General features: G+C 63.0%; 21 protein-coding genes. 12 read left to right on the top strand and 9 right to left on the bottom strand.

Annotation, left to right across the window (positions count from 1 at the left end; genetic code table 11):
• Positions 1–125 precede the first annotated feature (125 nt).
• The 3 genes from G3N95_RS29415 (at position 126) to grxC (ending at position 2,044) form a co-directional block, all read left to right on the top strand.
• Positions 126–1,148, top strand: coding sequence for an AraC family transcriptional regulator (locus G3N95_RS29415; RefSeq protein WP_205973608.1), 1,023 nt, complete (start codon positions 126–128; stop codon positions 1,146–1,148).
• A 253-nt stretch (positions 1,149–1,401) separates the two neighbouring features.
• Entirely contained in the window at positions 1,402–1,740 is a 339-nt protein-coding gene (locus G3N95_RS29410; RefSeq protein ID WP_205973607.1) for a DUF4148 domain-containing protein, read from the top strand.
• A gap of 37 nt (positions 1,741–1,777) precedes the next feature.
• Positions 1,778–2,044, top strand: a complete 267-nt coding sequence (gene grxC / locus G3N95_RS29405) for a glutaredoxin 3 (protein ID WP_205973606.1) — start codon at positions 1,778–1,780, stop codon at positions 2,042–2,044.
• A 79-nt stretch (positions 2,045–2,123) separates the two neighbouring features.
• On the opposite strand, the gene G3N95_RS29400 is transcribed toward grxC, so the two are convergent.
• The 5 genes from G3N95_RS29400 to G3N95_RS29380 all read right to left on the bottom strand — a co-directional run bounded on the left by G3N95_RS29400 (position 2,124) and on the right by G3N95_RS29380 (position 6,718).
• Positions 2,124–3,056, bottom strand: coding sequence for a M23 family metallopeptidase (locus G3N95_RS29400; protein ID WP_241019024.1), 933 nt, complete (start codon positions 3,054–3,056; stop codon positions 2,124–2,126).
• Positions 3,057–3,258: 202 nt separating this feature from the next.
• Entirely contained in the window at positions 3,259–3,498 is a 240-nt protein-coding gene (locus tag G3N95_RS29395) for a hypothetical protein (RefSeq protein WP_205973605.1), read from the bottom strand.
• A 32-nt stretch (positions 3,499–3,530) separates the two neighbouring features.
• The gene (locus tag G3N95_RS29390) at positions 3,531–5,234 is read right to left on the bottom strand and encodes an acid phosphatase (RefSeq protein ID WP_205973604.1); all 1,704 of its coding nucleotides are present in this window, start codon (positions 5,232–5,234) and stop codon (positions 3,531–3,533) included.
• Positions 5,235–5,498: 264 nt separating this feature from the next.
• On the bottom strand, positions 5,499–6,203 hold the full coding sequence (locus G3N95_RS29385) for a YceH family protein (RefSeq protein ID WP_205973603.1): 705 nt from the start codon (positions 6,201–6,203) through the stop codon (positions 5,499–5,501).
• Between the two features lie 125 nt (positions 6,204–6,328).
• Complete coding sequence (locus tag G3N95_RS29380; RefSeq protein WP_205973602.1) at positions 6,329–6,718, bottom strand: DUF3022 domain-containing protein; 390 nt, start codon at positions 6,716–6,718, stop codon at positions 6,329–6,331.
• Between the two features lie 214 nt (positions 6,719–6,932).
• On the opposite strand from G3N95_RS29380, the gene G3N95_RS29375 reads away from it, so the two are divergent.
• From G3N95_RS29375 to G3N95_RS29365, 3 genes are all read left to right on the top strand, one after another.
• Positions 6,933–7,361, top strand: a complete 429-nt coding sequence (locus G3N95_RS29375; protein ID WP_205973601.1) for a TOBE domain-containing protein — start codon at positions 6,933–6,935, stop codon at positions 7,359–7,361.
• Between the two features lie 179 nt (positions 7,362–7,540).
• Positions 7,541–8,032 carry a molybdopterin-dependent oxidoreductase gene (locus tag G3N95_RS29370; RefSeq protein ID WP_205973600.1) on the top strand — a complete coding sequence of 164 codons (492 nt, stop codon included), beginning with the start codon at positions 7,541–7,543 and terminating at the stop codon, positions 8,030–8,032.
• A gap of 144 nt (positions 8,033–8,176) precedes the next feature.
• The gene (locus G3N95_RS29365) at positions 8,177–8,500 is read left to right on the top strand and encodes a LysR family transcriptional regulator (RefSeq protein WP_205973662.1); all 324 of its coding nucleotides are present in this window, start codon (positions 8,177–8,179) and stop codon (positions 8,498–8,500) included.
• A gap of 16 nt (positions 8,501–8,516) precedes the next feature.
• On the opposite strand, the gene G3N95_RS29360 is transcribed toward G3N95_RS29365, so the two are convergent.
• The 4 genes from G3N95_RS29360 to G3N95_RS29345 all read right to left on the bottom strand — a co-directional run bounded on the left by G3N95_RS29360 (position 8,517) and on the right by G3N95_RS29345 (position 12,897).
• Positions 8,517–9,854: a DUF2325 domain-containing protein gene (locus tag G3N95_RS29360; RefSeq protein ID WP_205973599.1), complete on the bottom strand. Its 1,338-nt coding sequence runs from the start codon at positions 9,852–9,854 to the stop codon at positions 8,517–8,519.
• Between the two features lie 98 nt (positions 9,855–9,952).
• The gene (locus G3N95_RS29355) at positions 9,953–10,477 is read right to left on the bottom strand and encodes a hypothetical protein (protein WP_205973598.1); all 525 of its coding nucleotides are present in this window, start codon (positions 10,475–10,477) and stop codon (positions 9,953–9,955) included.
• Between the two features lie 91 nt (positions 10,478–10,568).
• Positions 10,569–11,426, bottom strand: a complete 858-nt coding sequence (locus G3N95_RS29350; protein WP_205973597.1) for a DMT family transporter — start codon at positions 11,424–11,426, stop codon at positions 10,569–10,571.
• Positions 11,427–11,502: 76 nt separating this feature from the next.
• Positions 11,503–12,897: an FAD-binding oxidoreductase gene (locus G3N95_RS29345; RefSeq protein ID WP_205973596.1), complete on the bottom strand. Its 1,395-nt coding sequence runs from the start codon at positions 12,895–12,897 to the stop codon at positions 11,503–11,505.
• Between the two features lie 842 nt (positions 12,898–13,739).
• Between G3N95_RS29345 and G3N95_RS29340 the strand changes: the two genes are divergently transcribed.
• From G3N95_RS29340 to G3N95_RS29315, 6 genes are all read left to right on the top strand, one after another.
• On the top strand, positions 13,740–14,852 hold the full coding sequence (locus tag G3N95_RS29340) for an ABC transporter ATP-binding protein (protein ID WP_205973595.1): 1,113 nt from the start codon (positions 13,740–13,742) through the stop codon (positions 14,850–14,852).
• The gene (locus G3N95_RS29335) at positions 14,839–15,951 is read left to right on the top strand and encodes an ABC transporter ATP-binding protein (RefSeq protein WP_205973594.1); all 1,113 of its coding nucleotides are present in this window, start codon (positions 14,839–14,841) and stop codon (positions 15,949–15,951) included. The genes G3N95_RS29340 and G3N95_RS29335 overlap by 14 nt, the downstream gene beginning before the upstream one ends.
• Positions 15,948–16,841 (top strand): sugar ABC transporter permease, encoded by an 894-nt coding sequence (locus G3N95_RS29330; protein WP_201649165.1) that lies wholly within the window; start codon positions 15,948–15,950, stop codon positions 16,839–16,841. Before G3N95_RS29335 ends, G3N95_RS29330 begins: the two co-directional genes overlap by 4 nt.
• The gene (locus tag G3N95_RS29325) at positions 16,834–17,646 is read left to right on the top strand and encodes a carbohydrate ABC transporter permease (protein WP_205973593.1); all 813 of its coding nucleotides are present in this window, start codon (positions 16,834–16,836) and stop codon (positions 17,644–17,646) included. Before G3N95_RS29330 ends, G3N95_RS29325 begins: the two co-directional genes overlap by 8 nt.
• Positions 17,646–17,927, top strand: coding sequence for a DUF2160 domain-containing protein (locus tag G3N95_RS29320; RefSeq protein WP_205973592.1), 282 nt, complete (start codon positions 17,646–17,648; stop codon positions 17,925–17,927). The genes G3N95_RS29325 and G3N95_RS29320 overlap by 1 nt, the downstream gene beginning before the upstream one ends.
• A gap of 88 nt (positions 17,928–18,015) precedes the next feature.
• Positions 18,016–19,758 carry an ABC transporter substrate-binding protein gene (locus G3N95_RS29315; RefSeq protein WP_205973591.1) on the top strand — a complete coding sequence of 581 codons (1,743 nt, stop codon included), beginning with the start codon at positions 18,016–18,018 and terminating at the stop codon, positions 19,756–19,758.
• The last annotated feature ends 153 nt before the right edge of the window (positions 19,759–19,911 follow it).

The raw sequence follows: 19,911 nt of genomic DNA, 5'->3' as shown, positions 1-19,911 counted from the left end.
TCCCCTCTGCCGCGCGCCGTGCTGCCGTCCAGTAGAATCGGTTTGCATTGCACGGTGTCACTGTACGGTTTCGGGTCCGCTGTGCTAATCCTCGAACGATTCAAAAACATGCTTATTCGGCTCATATGGACCTGCTAAGCCGCTTCCTGTCGCTGATGCCCGTGAGCGGGCGCGTGGATGTCCGCTGCCACTTCGGCGCGCCGTGGGCGATCGAAGAAGGCCCGGCAGGCGTGCGCGAGATTCCGTATCACGTGCTGCTGTCGGGGCGCGCGGTGCTCGAAGACGGCAACGGGCCGCCCGAGGCGCTGGTGGCGGGCGACATCATCGTGTTTCCGACGGGTAACGCGCACCGCATCCACGACGGCAGCGGCGCGCAGCCCGTGCCCGCCACGGAGCGGCGCAACTTCATGCTGACCGTCGCGGAGAACGGCGGCACGGGCGAAACGGCCGACATCCTGTGCGGACGCTTTCTGCTCGGCGCGGTGCCGGACCGGCTGCTGCGCGATCATCTGCCGTCGCGGCTGGTGGTGCGCAGCGGCGCGCATACGACGGCGAGCGGCGAAGCTTCGAACGGCGACGACAGCGCGGCGCAGACGAGCGTCGCGGGTTCGCGGCTCGCGCGGCTGATCCAGTTGATGCGCGAGGAGGCCGCCGACGAATGTCCCGGCAGCGAAACGCTCGTGAACCATCTGTCGGCCGCGCTGTTCGCGCTGACGCTGCGCTTTGCGAGCGAAGCGGCGCAGCCGCCGCATGGTCTGCTGGCGCTGGCCGGGCGTCCGCGTTTGCAGGCGGCGGTGTCGGCGATGTTCGAGTCGCCCGGCAAGCCGTGGACGCTCGATCAGTTCGCCGCGCTCTGCAACATGTCGCGCGCGACCTTCGTGCGGCAGTTCCAGGAAGCGATCGGCCGCTCGGCGACCGACGTGCTCACGGAAGTGCGCATGACTATCGCGGGCCGCATGCTGCTCGAATCGGCGACGCCCGTCGGCGATATCGGCGAGACGGTCGGCTATCAGTCGGAAGCGGCGTTCCAGCGCGTGTTCAAGAAGCAGATCGGCGTGACGCCCGCGCGTTGGCGCGCGTCGGGCGGACATGTGCAGGCTGCACAGGACGTAGCGGATGACGAGGCGTCGTCCGCCGAAGCGGAATAGAGAATTTCAGAAAACGTGCCGCACGCGCTCAGTGCGTTTGGTCCGATCCCGTCAATCCGCCTGAAACCCATGCTGCACAAGGCGTGCGCCGGTGACACCCAGGCCGTGCGCCACGCCTGGATTCGCATGCGCCGAATGCCGGTGAGCCGATCGAGCATCTTCGTGAGACGCACCGACATTCACGCCCCTGCGATGCGCACCTACAGTTGAGCCATCCCGTCGACGACGGCAACTCTTCTCAAAGGTGCTCATCATGAATCGCGCTTATCAAGCTCTCGTTCTCGCGGCTGCACTTGGTCTGCCGCTCGCCAGCCACGCTCAGTCGCAATCGACGGTGACGCGCGCCGAGGTTCGCGCCGAACTGATCGCCGCGCAGCAGTCCGGCCAGTACCCGCAAGGCGACACGAACTATCCGGAGCCCGCGAACTACTCGGCGGCCGCGCCGCACGTGCTGCATCGCTCGCACGATGTGCTAGCCGCATCGTATGGCCCGTCGACGACTGGCAGCGCCGACTCGGGTTTCCGCGCGACGCGCGCCCGTTCGCTCGGAGGCGCGCCTTTCGCATTCGACGACGTCTACCGCGGCCAGTAACACGCCGTATCGGCAACGCACTTACACGGAGAACATCATGTCCGCCATCACCATCTATACGACACCGACGTGCCCGTACTGTCACGCCGCGAAAGCGCTACTGACGAACAAGGGCTTGTCGTACAAGGAAGTCAACGTGCAGAGCGATCGTGCGACGGCCCTTGCATTGATGGAACGCACGGGACGCCGCACGGTGCCGCAGATTTTCATCGGCGACACGCATGTGGGTGGATTCGACGATCTGAATGCGCTGGAAACGGCGGGGCGGCTCGATCCGCTGCTCGAAGCGAACGCGCTGGGCTAGGCAGCACGCCGGGTTTCGATGCTCAATGAGCCGCAGACGGCGCAGTCCGTTTGCGGCTTTTTTGTTGCCCGTTGGTTTCTCAGGAGCCGATGCGCGGAAGGTAGGACGCGGGATCGACTGCCTTGCCGTCTTTGCGGACTTCGAATTGCATCGAGCCCGCGCCGTGCTCCGTGTTCGCCATTTCGGCGATCGCGTCGCCGCGCTTCACACTGGCGCCTTCCTTCACGAGCAGCTTGCGGTTGTGGCCGTAGGCGGTGACGAGCGTGTCGTCGTGCTTGATGACGATCAGCTTGCCGTACGGCTTGCCGGCATCGCCCGCGAACACCACGCGGCCCGGCGCTACCGCTCTTACTGGGTCGCCCGCTTTGGCGGCGATCACCATGCCCTTCGATTTGCCTTGCCCATACACCGCGCTCAAGGTGCCGCGCGCGGGCCAGCCGAAGCGGGATGTATCGTTGTTGGCACTCTTGCTTTTGTTGTCGTGTGTTGGATCGGAGGTATCCGTTTTGTCGCCTTTCGGTTTGGCGTCGACGGTATCGCGCCTGGCGGGCGCTTTCGTGCGTGTCGAGGGAGACGCGGCGGCACCGTGTTCATCGATCGCATCGGGGGGCGCAACGCGCAACACGCTGCCGGGTTCGATATGGTCACGGTCGGTGAGGTTGTTCCATTTGACGATGTCGTCACTGCGCTGGCCATGACTCGCCGCGATCCGGTAGAGCGTGTCACCCGGTTTTACGCGGTAATAGGCGCCCGTCACCGGTTTGTCGGTAGCCGGGGACGCGCGCGGCGCCGGTTGGCTGACGGGGGTGAGCGTCTGCGACGATGGCTGTATCGACCGCTCGTCGGGCGCCATCTGCCACGGCACCGTCGTGCAGCCGCCGATGGCCAATAGCACGAGCACGGTGAGGCCCGCGTGTGGCAGTCCATGCACGCGGCGATTCGATTGCGTATGTGTCATGTCGGTCTTCCTCTTGTCGTTCGACGATGCCGCTGCATCGGTTCGGTCCGCCATGAGACGGCGCGTGCGCCCGGCGGGGTAGAACGTGAATCTGACAGGAAGTGGCGACGGGTGGTTTGGGTATCCTTAATGTTTTACAGTGCTTCGCTTTTATGCTTTTTCGCCGTGCGTTTGTGTTGCGAAGCTTCGCGGCGGATGGGCTCAGCCGGGACGTGCCGCTGTGCGCTCGCGTTGCGCGCAGCGGCGAGGCGGGCATCTAGGGACGGCGCTTTTTCCACGCGTAATCGGCGGGCGGATCCGACGCGCCCGCCTTGCCGACGGAGCGCGGATTCTCGCTGCAGAGCGTAACGAAGCTCACGTCCTCGCCCGCAGCCTGTTTCCTGCGCAGCGTTTCGGTGAACGCGAGCGCCTGTGTCATCTGATCGTCGGGGAACCGCTCGAAACGAGCGGTTCCCGTCGGTATGCTGCCTTCTTCCAGCCAGTACACGACGAACATGCGTTTCCCTTATTGCAGCGTCGAGCGCGGCATCATGCGAGATCGAGCGCGCCCGTCAGATCGCCGATGGGCGCAAGGCCGTTCTGCGCGAACGCCCGGTCGCGCGCGACGATGCCATCCAGCGGCGCGAGTCCGTGCACGCGGCTGATCAGGCGCAGGATCGAATTGGTGTCGTACACCGTGTGGTCGACGTACCCCTTCTTCGCGAGCGGCGAGATGACGAGCGCGGGGATGCGCGAGCCCGGTCCCCAGCGGTCGCCCTTCGGCGGCGCGACGTGATCCCACCAGCCGCCGTTTTCGTCGTGCGTGATGACGATCACCGTGTTCTGCCATTGCGGCCCGCGCTGGATGTGCTCGATCACGTTCGCGATGTGCCGGTCACCCGATTCGACATCGGCGTAGCCCGCATGCATGTTCAGATTGCCCTGCGGTTTATAGAAGGTGACGGCGGGCAGGCGGCCCGCGTCGATATCGGCGATGAAGCGGTTGGTGGACGCGTCGTCGCCGACCCCGCCGTCGCGCAGATACCGCGCACGGGCCGCCGTGCCAGGCGCGAAGTTCGCGAAGTAATTGAACGGCTGATGGTGATACTGGAAGTCGGGCACGGCGCCCGTATCGCGATGATCTAGCGCGTATTGCCACGCGCCGCTATACCACGCCCAGTCGACGCCCTTGGCGGAGAGCCGGTCGCCGATCGTCGCGTAGCGTTGCGGCGGCAGCACCTTCGGCTCGGCCGGATTGGCGAGCGCCGGGTCGCCGCCCTCGGCGGGACGCACCATGCTCGGCTGGTAGGGCGGCGCCATCGTGTTGACGGCGTAGCCATCGGGCGTGAACAGGCCGTCGCTGATGAACTTGGGCGGGCCGTCGAGCGCCGACTTCGGCGCATCGGGTGCGAGCTTTAGACGCGTACCGAGAGGATCGTCGCCATCGACGACGGATACCAGCTTCTTGCCCGGCCCGTTGCCGATGTCCGGCACGAGCGGCGCCTGCGCGGAGATCAGGAAGATGTGATTGAGCCATGAGCCGCCGAACGCAGCCATGAAGAAGTTGTCGCACAGCGTGTATTGCTGTGCGAGCGCCCACAGTTTCAGCGACTCGCCGGAACTGCGGTAATGCCCCATCACGAGGCCGCCCGAATCGCCCCATGCGGCGAACTGGTCGTTGCGGCCTGCGTTGATCTGCATCTGGTTCTGATAGAAACGATGCACGAGATCGCGTGTGATCACGCTGTTCGGCAGCGGCGCGCCATGCGCGTCGGTGAGATGGAACGGCTGGTTGCGCAAGCCGGCGATGTCGCGTTCGGCAATCATATAGCGCTTGCCGTCGACTTCCTGCGCCTGCGGCACGAGGCCGCCCCAGATTTTCGGCAGCGTCGCGAGCGGCGTTTTGCCGTCGCGGTCGAGTTGCACGTAGCGTTCCGGCGCGACATTGGAAAGCGGATATTGCACGCCGGGGAAATTGCCGTACAGGTTCGCGAAACTGCGATTTTCCGCGTAAATCACGACGATCCGCTTGACCTGATCATGCAGGGCGGCGTCGAGGCGCGCGTCGGCCGCGCTGCGCGGCGCGCCGTTCGCGGCGCTGTCCATCGACTGACAGCCTGCCAGCGCGAAGCCGAGGCCTGCCGCTGCGAGTCCCGTAAGGACACGGCGGCGTTCCGGGTCGTCGGGACGGTCGGAGGAGGCGTCGGGGAGTTCGGAAGCCGGGGGCAGTGTGGGATCGTCGTGCTCGTTCATCGGTCAGTCTCCTGGCACAGTGAAACGCGGTTGAGGCACAGCAGGCGGGGCTGAATTCGGGGCGCGTGGCGCGCGCCACCCGCATCGTCGCATTCGGTGCGGGCGGTTCGCAAGCTTTGTGCGGGGGATCGGTGTTGTGGTCCGGAAACGGAGAACGCCTTCCGGTCAGGCGAGCGGGCGGAGGTCGGCCGCCGAAGCCGGATCGCCGCGAACCACGCACGGCGATCCGCCCGGCGCAGGCAACCGCAGGCAACGCCAGGACAACTACAGCCGCCCCTTCAGATCGTCGAGCGACACGCCGAGTTCGCCCGCCAGATGCGTGACGAGCGCTTCGAGCCGCTCGACGCGCTCGCTCAACTCGCGCTGCTGCGCGCGCAGGCCTTCCAGCTCGCCGGGCGGCAGCGGTTCGTCGGAAAGCGTGGCCCCGCGCAGTTGCTCGGCGGACGGTTCGCCGCACAGCAGATGCATCCAGCGGCTTTCGCGCTCGCCCGGCGTGCGCGGGAGCTTGACGACGCGCGGCGGATCGTTGTCGGCGAGTTCTTCGAGAAACGCTTCGACGGACGACGTGTCGGCGAAGCTATGCAGGCGCGACGTGGCAAGCCGCAGTTCGGCCGCCGTCTGCGGGCCGCGCAGCAGCAGCGCCGTCAGCAGCGCCGCCGACTGGCGCGGCAACCCGAACACGCGTTCGATATTGTGCTCGTAGCGCGGCACGCGGCTGCTGCTGCCTTCCAGCACGAGGGAGAGACGCTTGAGCGTGTTGATCGCGTCGAGAATCTCGGTCTCGCTGACGTTCATCACGGGCGAGCGGGAGGTCTTCTGGTTGCAGCCCGCCGCGAGCGAATTGAGCGAAAGCGGGTAGGTATCGGGCACGGTGTGCTGCTTCTCGAACAGCACGCCCAGCACGCGGGCTTCGAGCGGCGTGAGCGCGCGCAGGGCGGGGCGCGGGGTATCGTCGGTGGTCGAATTCATGGGCAATAGACTCAAAAGGATGGCCGCGTGTGCGACAGCGCGAGCACACGGGCTCGCGCGTTAGCATAGTCTATTGCCCCGGCGGCAGGACCGGAAGCGTCGCGACGTTTCCGGGCAGTCGGGTGTTACAGCGCGTTGTACGGCTCGTTGGGCACGTCGAACACGGTGTCCTCGACTTCGAGTTCGATCGAACAGCTGTCCGCCGATGCAGCCTTCGCCCGCGATGCGTCGACATGCCGGCGCACGAGATCCTTCAAACGGTCCTGCACGATTCGCCGTTTGGACGTTTCGAGCGCCGCATAGCGGTCGATCTGGGCATCGACGAGTTTGATCGTCGCGATACAGCGCGCGTCCAGGGTCGTATCCCGACCCGTTTCGACGACCCACGAGAGCGTCAGATACGTGGTCGTCCCTTCCTGATACGCGCTCACGGTGGGCGCTTTCGGCGATTCGAACATGCCCGCGAGAGCCAGTTCGATTTCCTCGATGCGCTGCGACAATCCAATCGTATTCATGGCTGCTCCTTTTCGTTTTGGGGGCCCTCTGTCCGGATAGGAGCAACCGGGGTGCCACGTATGCTGCGCTGCCGCTCGCGATGCCCGCGTCACGCTTAGGCCTGGCTCGAACAAGGCCGCCGATGGCGGGGTGTCATGTGCGCGCGCTACACTGCCGGAACCCTTTCGTCCATACACTTCAACAATAATCAGGGGCAACCCGAAGGAGAGTCACATGCGTACCAGCGCCCGCAATCATTTCGCCGGCCAGGTCACGGCCGTCAAGAACGGTGCCGTCAACGACGAAGTCACGCTCCGTAGCCAGGACGGACTCGAAATCGTCGCGGTCATCACGCACGGCAGTGCAACCTCGCTCGGACTCGCGGCAGGCAAGCCCGCGTTCGCGCTCGTCAAGGCTTCGTCGGTGATCGTGATGGTCGATGCCGACAGCAGCAAGGTGTCGGCGCGCAATTGCGTCGCAGGCACGGTCGCGTCGGTCACGAAGGGCGCCGTCAACAGCGAGGTCATTATTTCGGCGGCGGGCGGCGCGCAGATCGCGGCCATCGTCACCAACGACAGCGTCGACCGTCTCGGCCTCGCGAGCGGCAAGGCGGCTGCGGCGATCTTCAAGGCTTCGAGCGTGATCGTCGGCGTCGACCAGTAAGCGCTTTGCCCTGACACCGGCGGCGGTCTTGTGTCCGTCGTCCGCCGCCGGTGTTTCATACGCCGTGCAATATGCCCTCTATGTCGCGGATCTCCTGGGCAGCCGTTGCTCGCGCAGCGTAATATATCCACCGATACATCGCGCGGCGGATCGACGCTGCAACGGAACGGAGACGGACGATGGGACAGACGGGCACGGCGGCGCTGCCGCTGCAGGACACGACGGCAGGCGCCGTCACGCTGGCGGGCGCTCTCCTGCGCCCGATGCGGGTGACGCTCGACGATCTGCGGCAGCACGCGAGCGTCACAGCCGATGCCTTCGACCTGCGCTGCTACACGACGAACCGCTTCATTCGCAAGATCGACCAGTATCGCGGCGTGCTGCTGAAAGACCTGATCGAGATGGCCGGCCTGCGCAACGACAAGCCCGGCGACTTCAAGCGGACCGTGTTCATTGCGCACGCTCATGATGGCTACGCCGTGACCTTCTCCTGGCATGAACTGTTCAATACCCCCATCGGCGAACGCGTGCTCGTTGCGTTCGAGCGCGGCGACCAGCCGCTCTCCGTCGACGACGGCGCGCCCATTCTGTTCTCCGCAGCCGATATTCTGCCCGCGCCGCGCCACGTGAAACGGCTGGCGGGTGTCGTCGCGCGCGTGCTCGAATTGTGATGCGTTGAGGTCTGCGTGCACCGCGGACTGGTGCAATTGCCGATTGATTGGCCGCATATGGCATCGTGTATGCTTGCGCGCATGAGGCAACCGGCAGATAACATGAAAACATCGGCACATCCGAAGCCCGAGGTGCGGTTCAGAATGCGTATCCAGCAGGCCGGCACGATCGCGCTCGGACCGGGAAAGGTCGCGCTGCTCGAGGCGGTGCGCGAGCACGGTTCGATTTCGGCTGCGGCGCGCAGCCTCAGCATGTCGTATCGGCGCGCGTGGCTGCTGATGGATGAGTTGAACCGTTCGCTGAAATCGCCCGCGACGGTGTCGGAGCACGGCGGACAGAGCGGCGGCGGCAGCGTGCTCACGCCTGTCGGGGAAGAAATCATCCGGCTCTATCGCGGGATCGAGGCGCAGGCGTACGCGGCATGCTCCGACGACATCGCCGCGCTTACGAAAATGGTGCGGCGCTAGGCTTCACGCACGGCGCCTAGCCGTGTCGCAGACAGAAGCGCGGCGAACCGCCCGGCTGCGTGTTGGTTTGCGCGTCGGCATTGAGCCGGCCGATCAGTTCGACGAAACTCGCGACGCTCGCCGTGCGCAGCGGATACCACGCGATGTGACCGCGTTCGCAGATGCGCTTGAGCATATTCATCGAGTCGTGATCGATGCAGTCGACGGGGAACACGACCATGTCCGCGCCGGGCAGCGCGGCCGCGAGCAGACCTTTGCGATCTTCGATACCGCCGTCGTGCACGGTGATCTCACCGGCTGCCGACTCGACGATACGTTTGATCGCCGCATTCGATCCCGGCCGTCCGCCGACATACACGATCCGCATGCGCTCCAGAATCGCGAGCGACGCGGCCGGATCGTGCGACGGGTCGTCGGCGGCCGTGACCTGAAGCGTGCGTTCGAGCGCGCTCGCTTCCGCTTGCAGCGTTTTCACGAGCGCATCCATTTCATCGAGCCTCGCGCGCAATGCACGTGCGCTGTCGTGTTCGGCTGCCGCACGCTGTTCGGCAGCCTCGCGGCGGTTCGTGTGCAACGCGAGCCGTTCATCGCGTGCCGTCAGCGCTTCGCGCAACGTGTGGACTTCGGCGCGCAACGCGTCGTCGCTTTCGGCATCCTGCGCTTTGGCATGCGCGGCGCGCGCATCCAGTTCATGCGTGGCGGCGTCGCGCTGCAAGCTCATCTCCTGCAAGCGGCTCTGCTGCCGATCGATCTTCGCGCGCAACGACACGTTCTCTTCTTCCAGCGCGACGAGCCGGCGTATGTCCGCCCGATTCGCGGCGCCAACCAGATGCGACAGCATGTGCAGATCGCCGAAGGCCGTTTGCCGCACGCTCATCGTCGTTTGCGAATGCGTCATCAGCGCCCAGTACGCGGGCGGAATGTCGCCGTTCTTGAGCGCTTCTTTCCATAGCGCGAGCACCGCGTCGGGATCTTTCGCCTTGTCGAACAGACGGATCGCGCCGGCGTAGCGTTCGTCGAGCGCCTTTTGCAGCGCCTTGCCGCCTGCGCCGCCTTCGATCGCGAGTTCGACGGCCGTGTGGTGAATCTCCAGGTCGCTCGCGCGCTGCCGGTCGAGGTCCGTGTACTTCGGCACGAGCTTGCGCAATTCATGCGTGCTCAGACACGTGCCGATGATCGAGCAATGCAGATGCGAGTCCAGTTCTGCGAGGCGCGCGCGCCGTCTCAGGTCGGCGAGTTGCGCTTTCGACGGCGCGCAGCAGGCATCGGCGCGCCCTTCGGCAGTGCGCTGCGCGGAATGCACGGATGTTTCGATGCTGGACGTGCGGGCAAGACGAAAGGGCGGAGCGTGCATGGTGACCTCTATCCGGACAGTCAGGCGGACCGGGGTGGATGCGCGAACGGATAAGCGAAATATACCATCGAATATATCGAGTCGTTCGGACGCGCCAATCAGTGCACGGGCTCGGGTTGACGCCGGCGCGTCTGCGGCGGCGCGCGCTTGAGGGCGACCGTACGCGGTGGCACCGCCTTGTGACGTTCGAGCACGTGTTCGACGCACAGTCCGACGAGAATCGCATCGACGCGCTCCAGCGCGGTGACCGTCTCGCGCATCGCGGTAGGGTCCGTGCTGAACGACTCGGAGAACACGGCGTCGCGCGTGCGTTCGAGCAGACGTGCCTGGCGGATCGCGATCTTCAGTTCGCGCAGCCGCGCAAAGCGCGCGGCCTGGGCTTCGCTCGCGAGCATGGCCAGCAGCTCGCGCAAGGTCGCGGAGGAAAGACGATCGGCGGGCGGCGGCGCGCTTCTCGCGGCCGCGAACATCTGCACGAAGCGCGTAACGCTGCTGTGCAGACGTCTGAACCCATCGACGACGTCGCGGATCTGCTGCGCGCGCACGTCGTCCGACACCGGCTTGAGCGTGCTGATCTTTTTGGATAGCGCATCTTTGGGCGCATCGCGACGACTGTTGTCCACCCCGTTTCTCCCGAGATCCGAACGTTCGATGTATTCTATCGTATACATCGATGCGCCGGACACCCGGCCGTTTTTGTCTGTCAGATCGAGATCAGCGGCGTGCGACGACGAGCGCGATGCCGCCCAGTATCGCGAGCGCGCTCAACGCGAGGCGTGTCGTCAGCGGTTCGCCGAGCAGCACGATACCGCCCGCCGCGGCGATCAGCGGCACGCTCAGTTGCACAGTTGCCGCCGTGGCGGACGCGATGTGCTTCAACGCGGCATACCAGATCACATAGCCGACGCCCGATGTCAGCGCGCCTGAAATCGCCGCGAAAAACAGGCCGGTTCTATCGACGGATGCATGCGTGAACATGCCCGCGCTGATAACGACCGCGAATGGGATCGCGCGCATGAAGTTGCCGGCCGTGGTGGCCGTCGGATCGGCGGCGCGTTTGCCGCGCAGCGAATAGACGCCCCACGCGATGCCCGCGCACAGCATCAGCAGCGACGCGAACAGAGGCGGCGCACTGACGCCGGGCAGTACCAGACCGACGAGCCCCGTGAGGGCGCATGCGAGGCCGATCCATTGCAGCAGGCGCAGGCGGTCGCCGCGCGTCAGCGCATAGCCGATCATCGTCGCCTGCACTGCGCCGAACAGCAGCAACGCGCCCGTGCCGGCCGCCAGCGATACATAGGCAAACGAAAACGCCGCAGCGTAGGCAAACAGCGCGAACGCCGACAGCCAGTTGCCGCCGACGCGTTGCGAATTGCCGCGTGTACGCAGAATGATCCACAACACGACTGCCGCCGACACGATGCGCACCGACGTGAACGTCGCGGGATCGATCGATGTGCCTTTCAGGGCGACGCGGCACAGCAGCGAATTGCCCGCGAACGCGAACATCGCGATGAGGGTCAGTAACGCGATGCGCAGGCGCGGTATGGAGCGGTGGGCGGCAATCTGCATCGACGGGAGAAGGGCGTTGAACAGCGAATGCCGGATGGCAGGCAGGTTGCCATCCGGCGTTTCGAACGCGCAGCACTCAGGCCATGGCAGATGGCTTGATGTTCTGGTTATGCCGGAACAGGTTCTGCGGATCGTAACGGTCTTTCACGGCGACGAGTCGAGCGTAGTTAGGACCATAGGCAGCACCGACGCGCCCGGATTCCTCCTCCGTCATGAAGTTCACGTAGACGCTGCCGAGCGCGAACGGCGCCGATGCATCGAAGAATGCGCGCGACCAGGCAATGCAGCGTTCGTCGTCGGCGGCCTCGGTCCAGCGGCCGTGCACGTTCATCACATACTTCGCGTCGCGATTCGAATAGGCCGTGGCGTCGGGCGCCGCGCGCATCGTTTGGCCGCCTATTGCGCCAAAGAAAATTTCGCACTGAGGCGACGGCAGGTTGCCGATCGCATCGACGAACGCGTCGATCAGGCCGTCGTCGAGCGTGGCCAGATTGTGCGACTTCCAGTAGTTGCGCGCGCCGGGCGTCAGCAGCGGATCGAACGCCTGTTGCCAGGCGGTGTACGGCATCGGTCCGAGATGCTCGCCATAGGGCGTACCGAACTTGCGCACTTCGTCGACCACGGCGGGACCGTTCGCGACGGGTCCCGTATAGCAGACGGCGAACGCGATGATCGGCTTGCCGTGCACATCGGCGGGCAGGAAAGGCAGCGGTGGCGCAAAGCGCGCAACGGCCCAGACGGTCAATTCGTCAGGCCACGTCTCGAATGCCTTGCGGTATTTCACGAGTGCATCGCGCGCCTGATCCATCGGCAACACGACGAGGCCGCCATACACTTCCGGACCGACTTCGTGCAGACGAAACTCGAACATCGTGACGACGCCGAAGTTGCCGCCGCCGCCGCGAATCGCCCAGAACAGATCTTCATGCGAATCGGCGCTGCAGCGGATCATTTGGCCGTCGGCGGTGACGACGTCGGCTGAAATCAGGTTGTCCACCGTCATGCCGAAGCGCCGGCTGAGCCAGCCGAAGCCACCGCCGAGCGTCAGACCGGCGACGCCCGTGGTCGAGTTGATGCCGAGCGGCGTGGCGAGACCGAAGGCTTGTGCTTCGTGATCGAAGTCGCGCAGCAGACAGCCGGGCTCCACATAGGCGCGCCGCGCCACGGGATCGATGCGCGCGGACTTCATCGGCGAAAGATCGAGCAGCATGCCGTCTTCGCACACGCCGCTGCCTGCTATGTTGTGACCGCCGCCGCGCACGGCGAGCAGAAGCTGGTTGTCGCGGGCGAAATTGACCGCGCAACGGACGTCGGCAGTGCCCGCGCAGCGAACGATGATCGCGGGGCGACGATCGATCATGCCATTCCAGATACTGCGTGCTTCATCGAACGACGGGTCGCCGGGCAATACGATCTGGCCTCGTGTGAGAGCCTTGAATTCGTCGATTGCACTGCTGGACAGATTCGCCATGCTACACCTCCGGTACGAACAAACAACGTCCGAACCCCTCGATCATGTCTGATCAAAGTAGTTCGGACGACCTGGCTTTCACTTCAGTAAACGGGGCTGCCCGGCGCGCACAAATTAACGTATACCCGCATGCGTCGATGCAGCCCGACAAGTCCTTTAGAGAAGGGCTGTCTCGCGCAAAAACGCCATAAAACAAGGCGTTTTTCGAACACATCCACGGATGGAGTGCTTCGTGAATTGCGTGCGATCGACGTGTCCTTTTGTGTGCGTTTTGCGCGTGGCCCAACCCTAAGCAAGGTGCTTTTTCGTCGATCGAAATGCGCGTGCACGTGATCTGCTGCCAACGCTGAATGGAAGGTCGCAGTCGCCCTGCGTCTCTCGTTTCTTCTGTTACGCTGACCGCCAACTTTCTTTTGGTAAGAAAACTGGCGTCAATGCGTAATAGATTGTTCTACTGTCCGTAAGTAGGGTAGATGGTCGTTGTTCGTGTTTTGTATGGTTAACCCCGATTTAAACGTAAACGAACAAAAGAGAACATTGTTGCTGTTGTTTTGATTTCCTTTTTGAACATCGGCCTTGTGGCCTGTTTTTGAAGTACCCGAATAAAAAAACCATCGGGACAATGGATCGACAACAGCTTCTCCGGCGCCTTCGCGGCGCTATCCCTTGCCCTGCCTCTCGTATGCAAACCGGGCCGTGCTTTCGCGCCGCCGGGCGTTTGCGCACGCCGTAAGCGCGTCATTGCTGTAGCCGTACCAAAGCATCTGCATTGGCGTCGAAGCCGCAGTTGAACAACGAACAAGCAGAAGAAAGCGAAGCAGCATCGGACAAAGGAGAGCAATTTGGTTTTGGAACTGGAGCGGGTCACCGTCGTTTCGGGCGGGCTGACGCATCTGTATGGCGTCGATCTGCGGCTTGTCCCGGGGGCGATCAATGTGCTGCTGGGTCCGACTCAGGCAGGCAAGACCACGTTGATGCGCGTGATGGCAGGACTCGACAGGCCTGCGTCCGGGCGCGTGCTCGCCGACGGCCAGGACGTGACGGGAGTGAGCGTACGTCAGCGCAATCTCGCGATGGTTTATCAGCAGTTCATCAACTATCCCGCGATGACGGTGTTCGGCAACATCGCATCGCCGCTCAAGCTGCAAAAGACGGATGCCGCCGAGATACGCCGCCGCGTGAACGAAGTCGCGTCGAAGCTGCATATCGAGCATCTGCTCGAGCGGCGGCCCGGCGAACTGTCGGGCGGCCAGCAGCAGCGTTGCGCGCTGGCGCGTGCGCTCGTCAAGCGCACATCGCTGGTGTTGCTCGACGAGCCGCTCGTCAACCTCGACTACAAGCTGCGCGAAGAACTTCGGGCGGAACTCACCACGCTCTTTTCCGACGGCAAGACCACTGTCGTTTATGCGACGACGGAGCCGCTCGAAGCGCTGCTGCTCGGTGGCTATACGGCCGTGGTCGACAAGGGCCGCGTGCTGCAGTTCGGGCCGACGCTCGACGTCTACAACGCGCCCGCGAATGTCGATGTGGCCGCCGTGTTCAACGACCCGCCCATGAACATGCTGACGAGCGAACTGCTCGACAACGGCGACGCGCGCCTGCCCATCGGCGTCGACGTGCCTGTGCGGCATGCAGCCGCGACGGCCGTCGGCACGGGTAGCTGCCGGATCGGCATACGGCCCGGCCATCTGCGGCTGGCGCCGCGCAATGCGCATTCGATCGCGGTGCCTTGCCTGCTCGAACTCGCCGAGCTGAGCGGCTCGGAAACGTACCTGCATCTGCACACGCGTCACGGCGGCATCGACCTTGTCGCGCAATTGCAAGGCGTGCATCAGATCGCGATCGGCACGCAACTCGACGTCTATATCGACCCGGACGAACTGTTCGTGTTCGGCGCGGACGCGAGTCTTGTCGCGCGTCCCAAGGTGCAGGAGGTGGCATATGGCGCGCATTGAATTTCAGAACCTCGGGCACGCGTACCGCCCGAATCCTTCATCGCTCGACGACTATGCACTGCAGCCGATGAGCATGGTCTGGGAAGACGGCGGCGCGTATGCATTGCTCGGACCTTCGGGCTGCGGCAAGTCGACCTTGCTCAATATCGTGTCGGGTCTGCTGAAGCCCTCGGAAGGCAAGGTGCTGTTCAACGGGCACGACGTCACCACGCAAGGCGCGCGCGAACGCAACATCGCGCAGGTGTTCCAGTTCCCCGTGATTTACGACACGATGTCCGTGTTCGACAACCTCGCATTTCCGCTGCGCAATCGCGGGCTTCCTGCGGCCGAAGTGCGCACGCGCGTGCATGAAGTGGCCGACATTCTCGACATGGCGCGCGACTTGCCGCGCAAGGCGAGCAATCTGTCGGCGGATGCGAAACAGAAGATCTCGCTTGGACGCGGACTCGTGCGCAAGGATGTGGCGGCCATTCTTTTCGACGAGCCGCTGACCGTCATCGATCCGCACATGAAGTGGATGCTGCGGCGTCAACTGAAGAAGATCCATCAGCAGCTGAAGCTCACGCTGATCTACGTGACGCACGATCAGGTCGAAGCGCTGACGTTCGCCGATGAAGTGGTCGTGATGACCAATGGGCGTGTCGTGCAGAAGGGCGGACCGGAAGCGCTGTTTCTGCGACCCGATCATTCGTTCGTCGGTTATTTCATCGGCAGTCCGGGGATGAACCTGTGTCCCGTCAGTCTGGATGAAGGTGCGGTCAAGCTGGGTTCGCAGCGCATTGCCGTCGACGCGAATACGCTCGCGACACTCAAGAACACGAATGGCGATCTCAAGCTCGGCATTCGTCCGGAGTTCGTGCGCCTCGCTGACGACGGCGAAACAGGCGCCGTCAGGGCGCAAGTCACGCGCGCGCAGCAGCTCGGCAATTATCAGCTCGTGACGGCGAACTGCGAAGGTCACGTGTTCAACGCAAAGATGGAGCCGAACTTGCGCGTCGTGGATGGCCCTGTGTGGTTGCGCGTCGCCGCGCCCGAAACCGTTTATTTCAGCAACGACGAACGCATCGCGGTACGCGCCGCAGCGGGAGGCGCGCGATGAACAAGCCGCTCAACCAGAAGGCCTGGCTGCTCGTCGTGCCCGTGTTCATCTGCGTCGCGTTCTCCGCGATCCTGCCGTTGATGACGGTCGTCAACTACTCGGTGCAGGACATCATCAGCCCGACACAGCATGTGTTCGTCGGTACGGAATGGTTTCGCAACATCATGACCGACCCGGATCTGCGCGGCGCATTGGGACGGCAGATCATTTTCTCGGCTTGTGTGCTGCTGTTCGAGATTCCGCTGGGTGTCGCGCTTGCGCTCGCGATGCCTGCGTCGGGCTGGCGTGCATCGGCTGCGCTCGTCGTGCTCGCGATGCCGCTGCTCATTCCATGGAACGTGGTCGGCACGATCTGGCAGATCTTCGGGCGGCCCGATATCGGCCTGCTTGGCTACGCGCTGAATCGTATCGGCGTCGAATACAACTACACGGCGAGTCCTACCGATGCATGGGTGACGGTGCTCGTGATGGATATCTGGCACTGGACGCCGCTGGTCGCCTTGCTGTGCTATGCAGGTTTGCGTGCAATTCCCGATGCCTTCTACCAGGCCGCGGAAATCGACGGCGCCAGTCGCTTTGCCGTGTTCCGCTATATCCAGTTGCCCAAGATGCGCGGCGTGCTGATGATCGCTGTGCTGTTGCGCTTCATGGACAGCTTCATGATCTACACGGAGCCATTCGTGCTGACGGGCGGCGGTCCTGGCGACTCGACGACGTTCCTTAGCCAGTACCTCACGCAAAAGGCCGTGGGTCAATTCGATCTCGGCCCCGCGGCGGCGTTTTCGCTGATCTACTTCCTGATCATCCTGTTGCTCTGCTTCATTCTCTACAACTGGATGGAGCGCGTGGGCAAGGGCGGTCCTGCAACGACGGGAGAAGACAATGCGTGACAATCGCCGCTGGATACGCGCGCTCGTATTGCTTGTCTATATCGCGTTTGCGCTGATTCCGCTGTACTGGATGCTGTCGATTTCGCTGCGCACGAACGAAGAAACGATGTCGGCGTTCTCGATCTGGCCGCACCATGTGACGTTCGACAACTTCAAGATCATTTTCACCGACCCGTCGTGGTACTGGGGGTATATCAACTCGATCGTCTATGTGTTGATGAATACGGTGATGTCGGTGCTGGTCGCATTGCCGGCTGCGTACGCGTTCTCGCGCTATCGCTTTCTAGGCGACAAGCACATGTTCTTCTGGCTTCTCACTAACCGGATGACGCCGCCCGCCGTGTTTCTCTTGCCGTTCTTTCAGCTTTATTCGAGCGTGGGTCTGATGGATACGTATGTCGCCGTTGCATTGGCGCACATGCTGTTCAACGTGCCGCTCGCCGTGTGGATACTCGAGGGCTTCATGTCGGGTGTCTCGCGTGAAATCGATGAGACGGCGTATATCGACGGGTATTCGTTTCCCGCGTTCTTCATCAAGATCTTTCTGCCGTTGATCAAGGCAGGCGTGGGCGTGACGGCGTTCTTCTGCTTCATGTTCAGCTGGGTCGAGCTGCTGCTGGCGCGCACGTTGACCACGGTGAACGCGAAGCCGATCGCGGCGGTGATGACACGAACGATATCGGCGGCGGGCATGGATTGGGGCGTGCTGTCGGCGGCCGGCGTGCTGACGATCATTCCCGGCGCTCTCGTCATCTATTTCGTCCGCAATTACATCGCGAAGGGTTTCGCGATGGGGAGAGTGTGATGTTCACGTGGATGTACTGGACACCGGAAGTCGCGATCTTCTTCGGCTGCGTCGTCGTGATGCTCACGGGCATGACCGTTTGGGAAATGCGCTCGCCGACTATCGAACGTAAAGGCTTCTTGCCGATTGCCACGACGCGCGGCGACCGGCTGTTCATCGGCCTGTTGACGGCGGCGTATGTGAATCTCGCGTGGATCGCGATCAGCGGCGAAGGCGCGAGTGCATGGCCCGGCTTTGCGGCATCCGTCGTCGTGCTGCTCGCGATCATGTGGAAGGGATAAAGGAAGCAGGAACAAACCGGTTCCGTTGATGCCCCGGGCGGCTATCGGCTGATGATCCATAAGGGGTGTGGAGACACAGGAGAAGACCATGCAACACAGGAGACGGATCGTCGCGCTTGCAGTAGCAGGAGTGGTCGCGGGGGCTTGTGCGAATCACGCTGCGCTGGCAGGCACGCCCGAAGCGCAGAAATGGGTCGATAGCGAATTCCAGCCGAGCACACTGACCAAACAGCAGCAGATGGACGAAATGAAATGGTTCGTCGATACGGCTGCGAAGCTCAAGTCGCAAGGCGTCAAGGAAGTGCACGTGGTGTCCGAAACGCTCGACACGCACATGTACGAATCGAAAACGCTTGCTAAGGCATTCACCGAAATCACAGGCATTCAGGTCAAGCACGACATCATTCAGGAAGGCGACGTCGTCGAAAAGCTTCAGACCTCGATGCAATCGGGCCAAAGCATTTACGACGGCTGGATTTCCGATTCCGATCTGATCGGCACGCACTATCGCTATGGCGTGATCATTCCGCTCTCCGACTATATGGAAGGCGAAGGCAAGCAATATACGAATCCGAATCTCGACATCAAGGACTTCATCGGCACGAGCTTTACCACGGCGCCCGACAAGAAGCTCTACCAGTTGCCCGACCAGCAGTTCGCGAACCTCTACTGGTTCCGCGCGGACTGGTTTGCCCGCAAAGATCTTCAGGACAAGTTCAAGGCCAAGTATGGCTACGATCTCGGCGTGCCCGTCAACTGGTCCGCGTATGAAGATATCGCCGAGTTCTTTACCAATGACGTGAAGACAATCGACGGAGAAAAAGTCTTCGGTCACATGGACTACGGCAAGAAAGATCCGTCACTGGGCTGGCGCTTTACCGATGCGTGGCTTTCGATGGCGGGCGAAGCGGATAAAGGCATTCCGAACGGTCTGCCCGTCGACGAGTGGGGCATCCGCGTGACGCCGGATGGATGTCATGCCGTGGGTGCGTCGGTGTCACGCGGCGGCGGCACGAACAGTCCCGCGGCCGTCTTCGCAACGACGAAGTACATCGACTGGCTGAAGAAATATGCACCGCCGGAAGCGTCCGGCATGACCTTCAACGAAGCCGGCCCGGTTCCGGCGCAAGGCAAGATCGCGCAACAGATCTTCTGGTACAGCGCCTTCACGGCATCGATGCTGAAGCCCGGCAATGTGACGAACGCTGACGGTACGCCGAAGTGGCGCATGGCGCCGTCGCCGCACGGCCCGTACTGGAAAGACGGCATGCAGAACGGCTATCAGGATGTCGGCTCGTGGACTTTCTTCAAATCGACGCCGGCTAACCAGCGTGCGGCCGCATGGCTTTACGCGCAGTTCGTGACGTCGAAGAGCGTGTCGCTCAAGAAGTCGATTGTCGGTCTCACGTTCATCCGCGATTCCGACATTCATAGCGATTACTTCACGAAGAACGCGGACAAATACGGCGGCCTGATCGAGTTCTATCGCAGTCCCGCGCGTGTCGCGTGGACGCCGACCGGCAACAACGTGCCGGACTATCCGAAGATGGCGCAACTGTGGTGGAAGAACGTTGCGACTGCCGTTGCCGGCGAAAAGACGCCACAAGCGGCGATGGACAACCTCGCGAGGGAAATGGATCAGGTGCTGGGCCGCTTGCAACGCGCGGGCATGAAGGTCTGTGCGCCTGAACTGAATGCGGAAAGCGACACGTCGAAATGGCTTTCCGATCAACACGCGCCATGGAAGAAGCTCGCAAATGAAAAGCCGAAGGGGGAAACGGTCAAATACGACCAGTTGCTGGCGGCATGGAAGGCGGGCAAGGTGCGCTAAGCAGCGTCTTTAGCAAAGAAGCGGGAAGGCTTGAATGGGCGGCGTCGAAAGACGCCGCTTTTTTTATTGGCTTTTTAATCGCGTCTAAAAGCAGTGAGAAGTGGGCATGATTTAACCGTTAGTCGAAAGCGAATCGTCATTAAAAAGAATGAC

It is taken from the genome of Paraburkholderia sp. Tr-20389 (assembly GCF_017104565.1).
Classification (GTDB): Bacteria; Pseudomonadota; Gammaproteobacteria; order Burkholderiales; family Burkholderiaceae; genus Paraburkholderia.
Note: the sequence above shows the minus strand (reverse complement) of the source record. Positions and strands in the feature narration are given on the sequence as shown.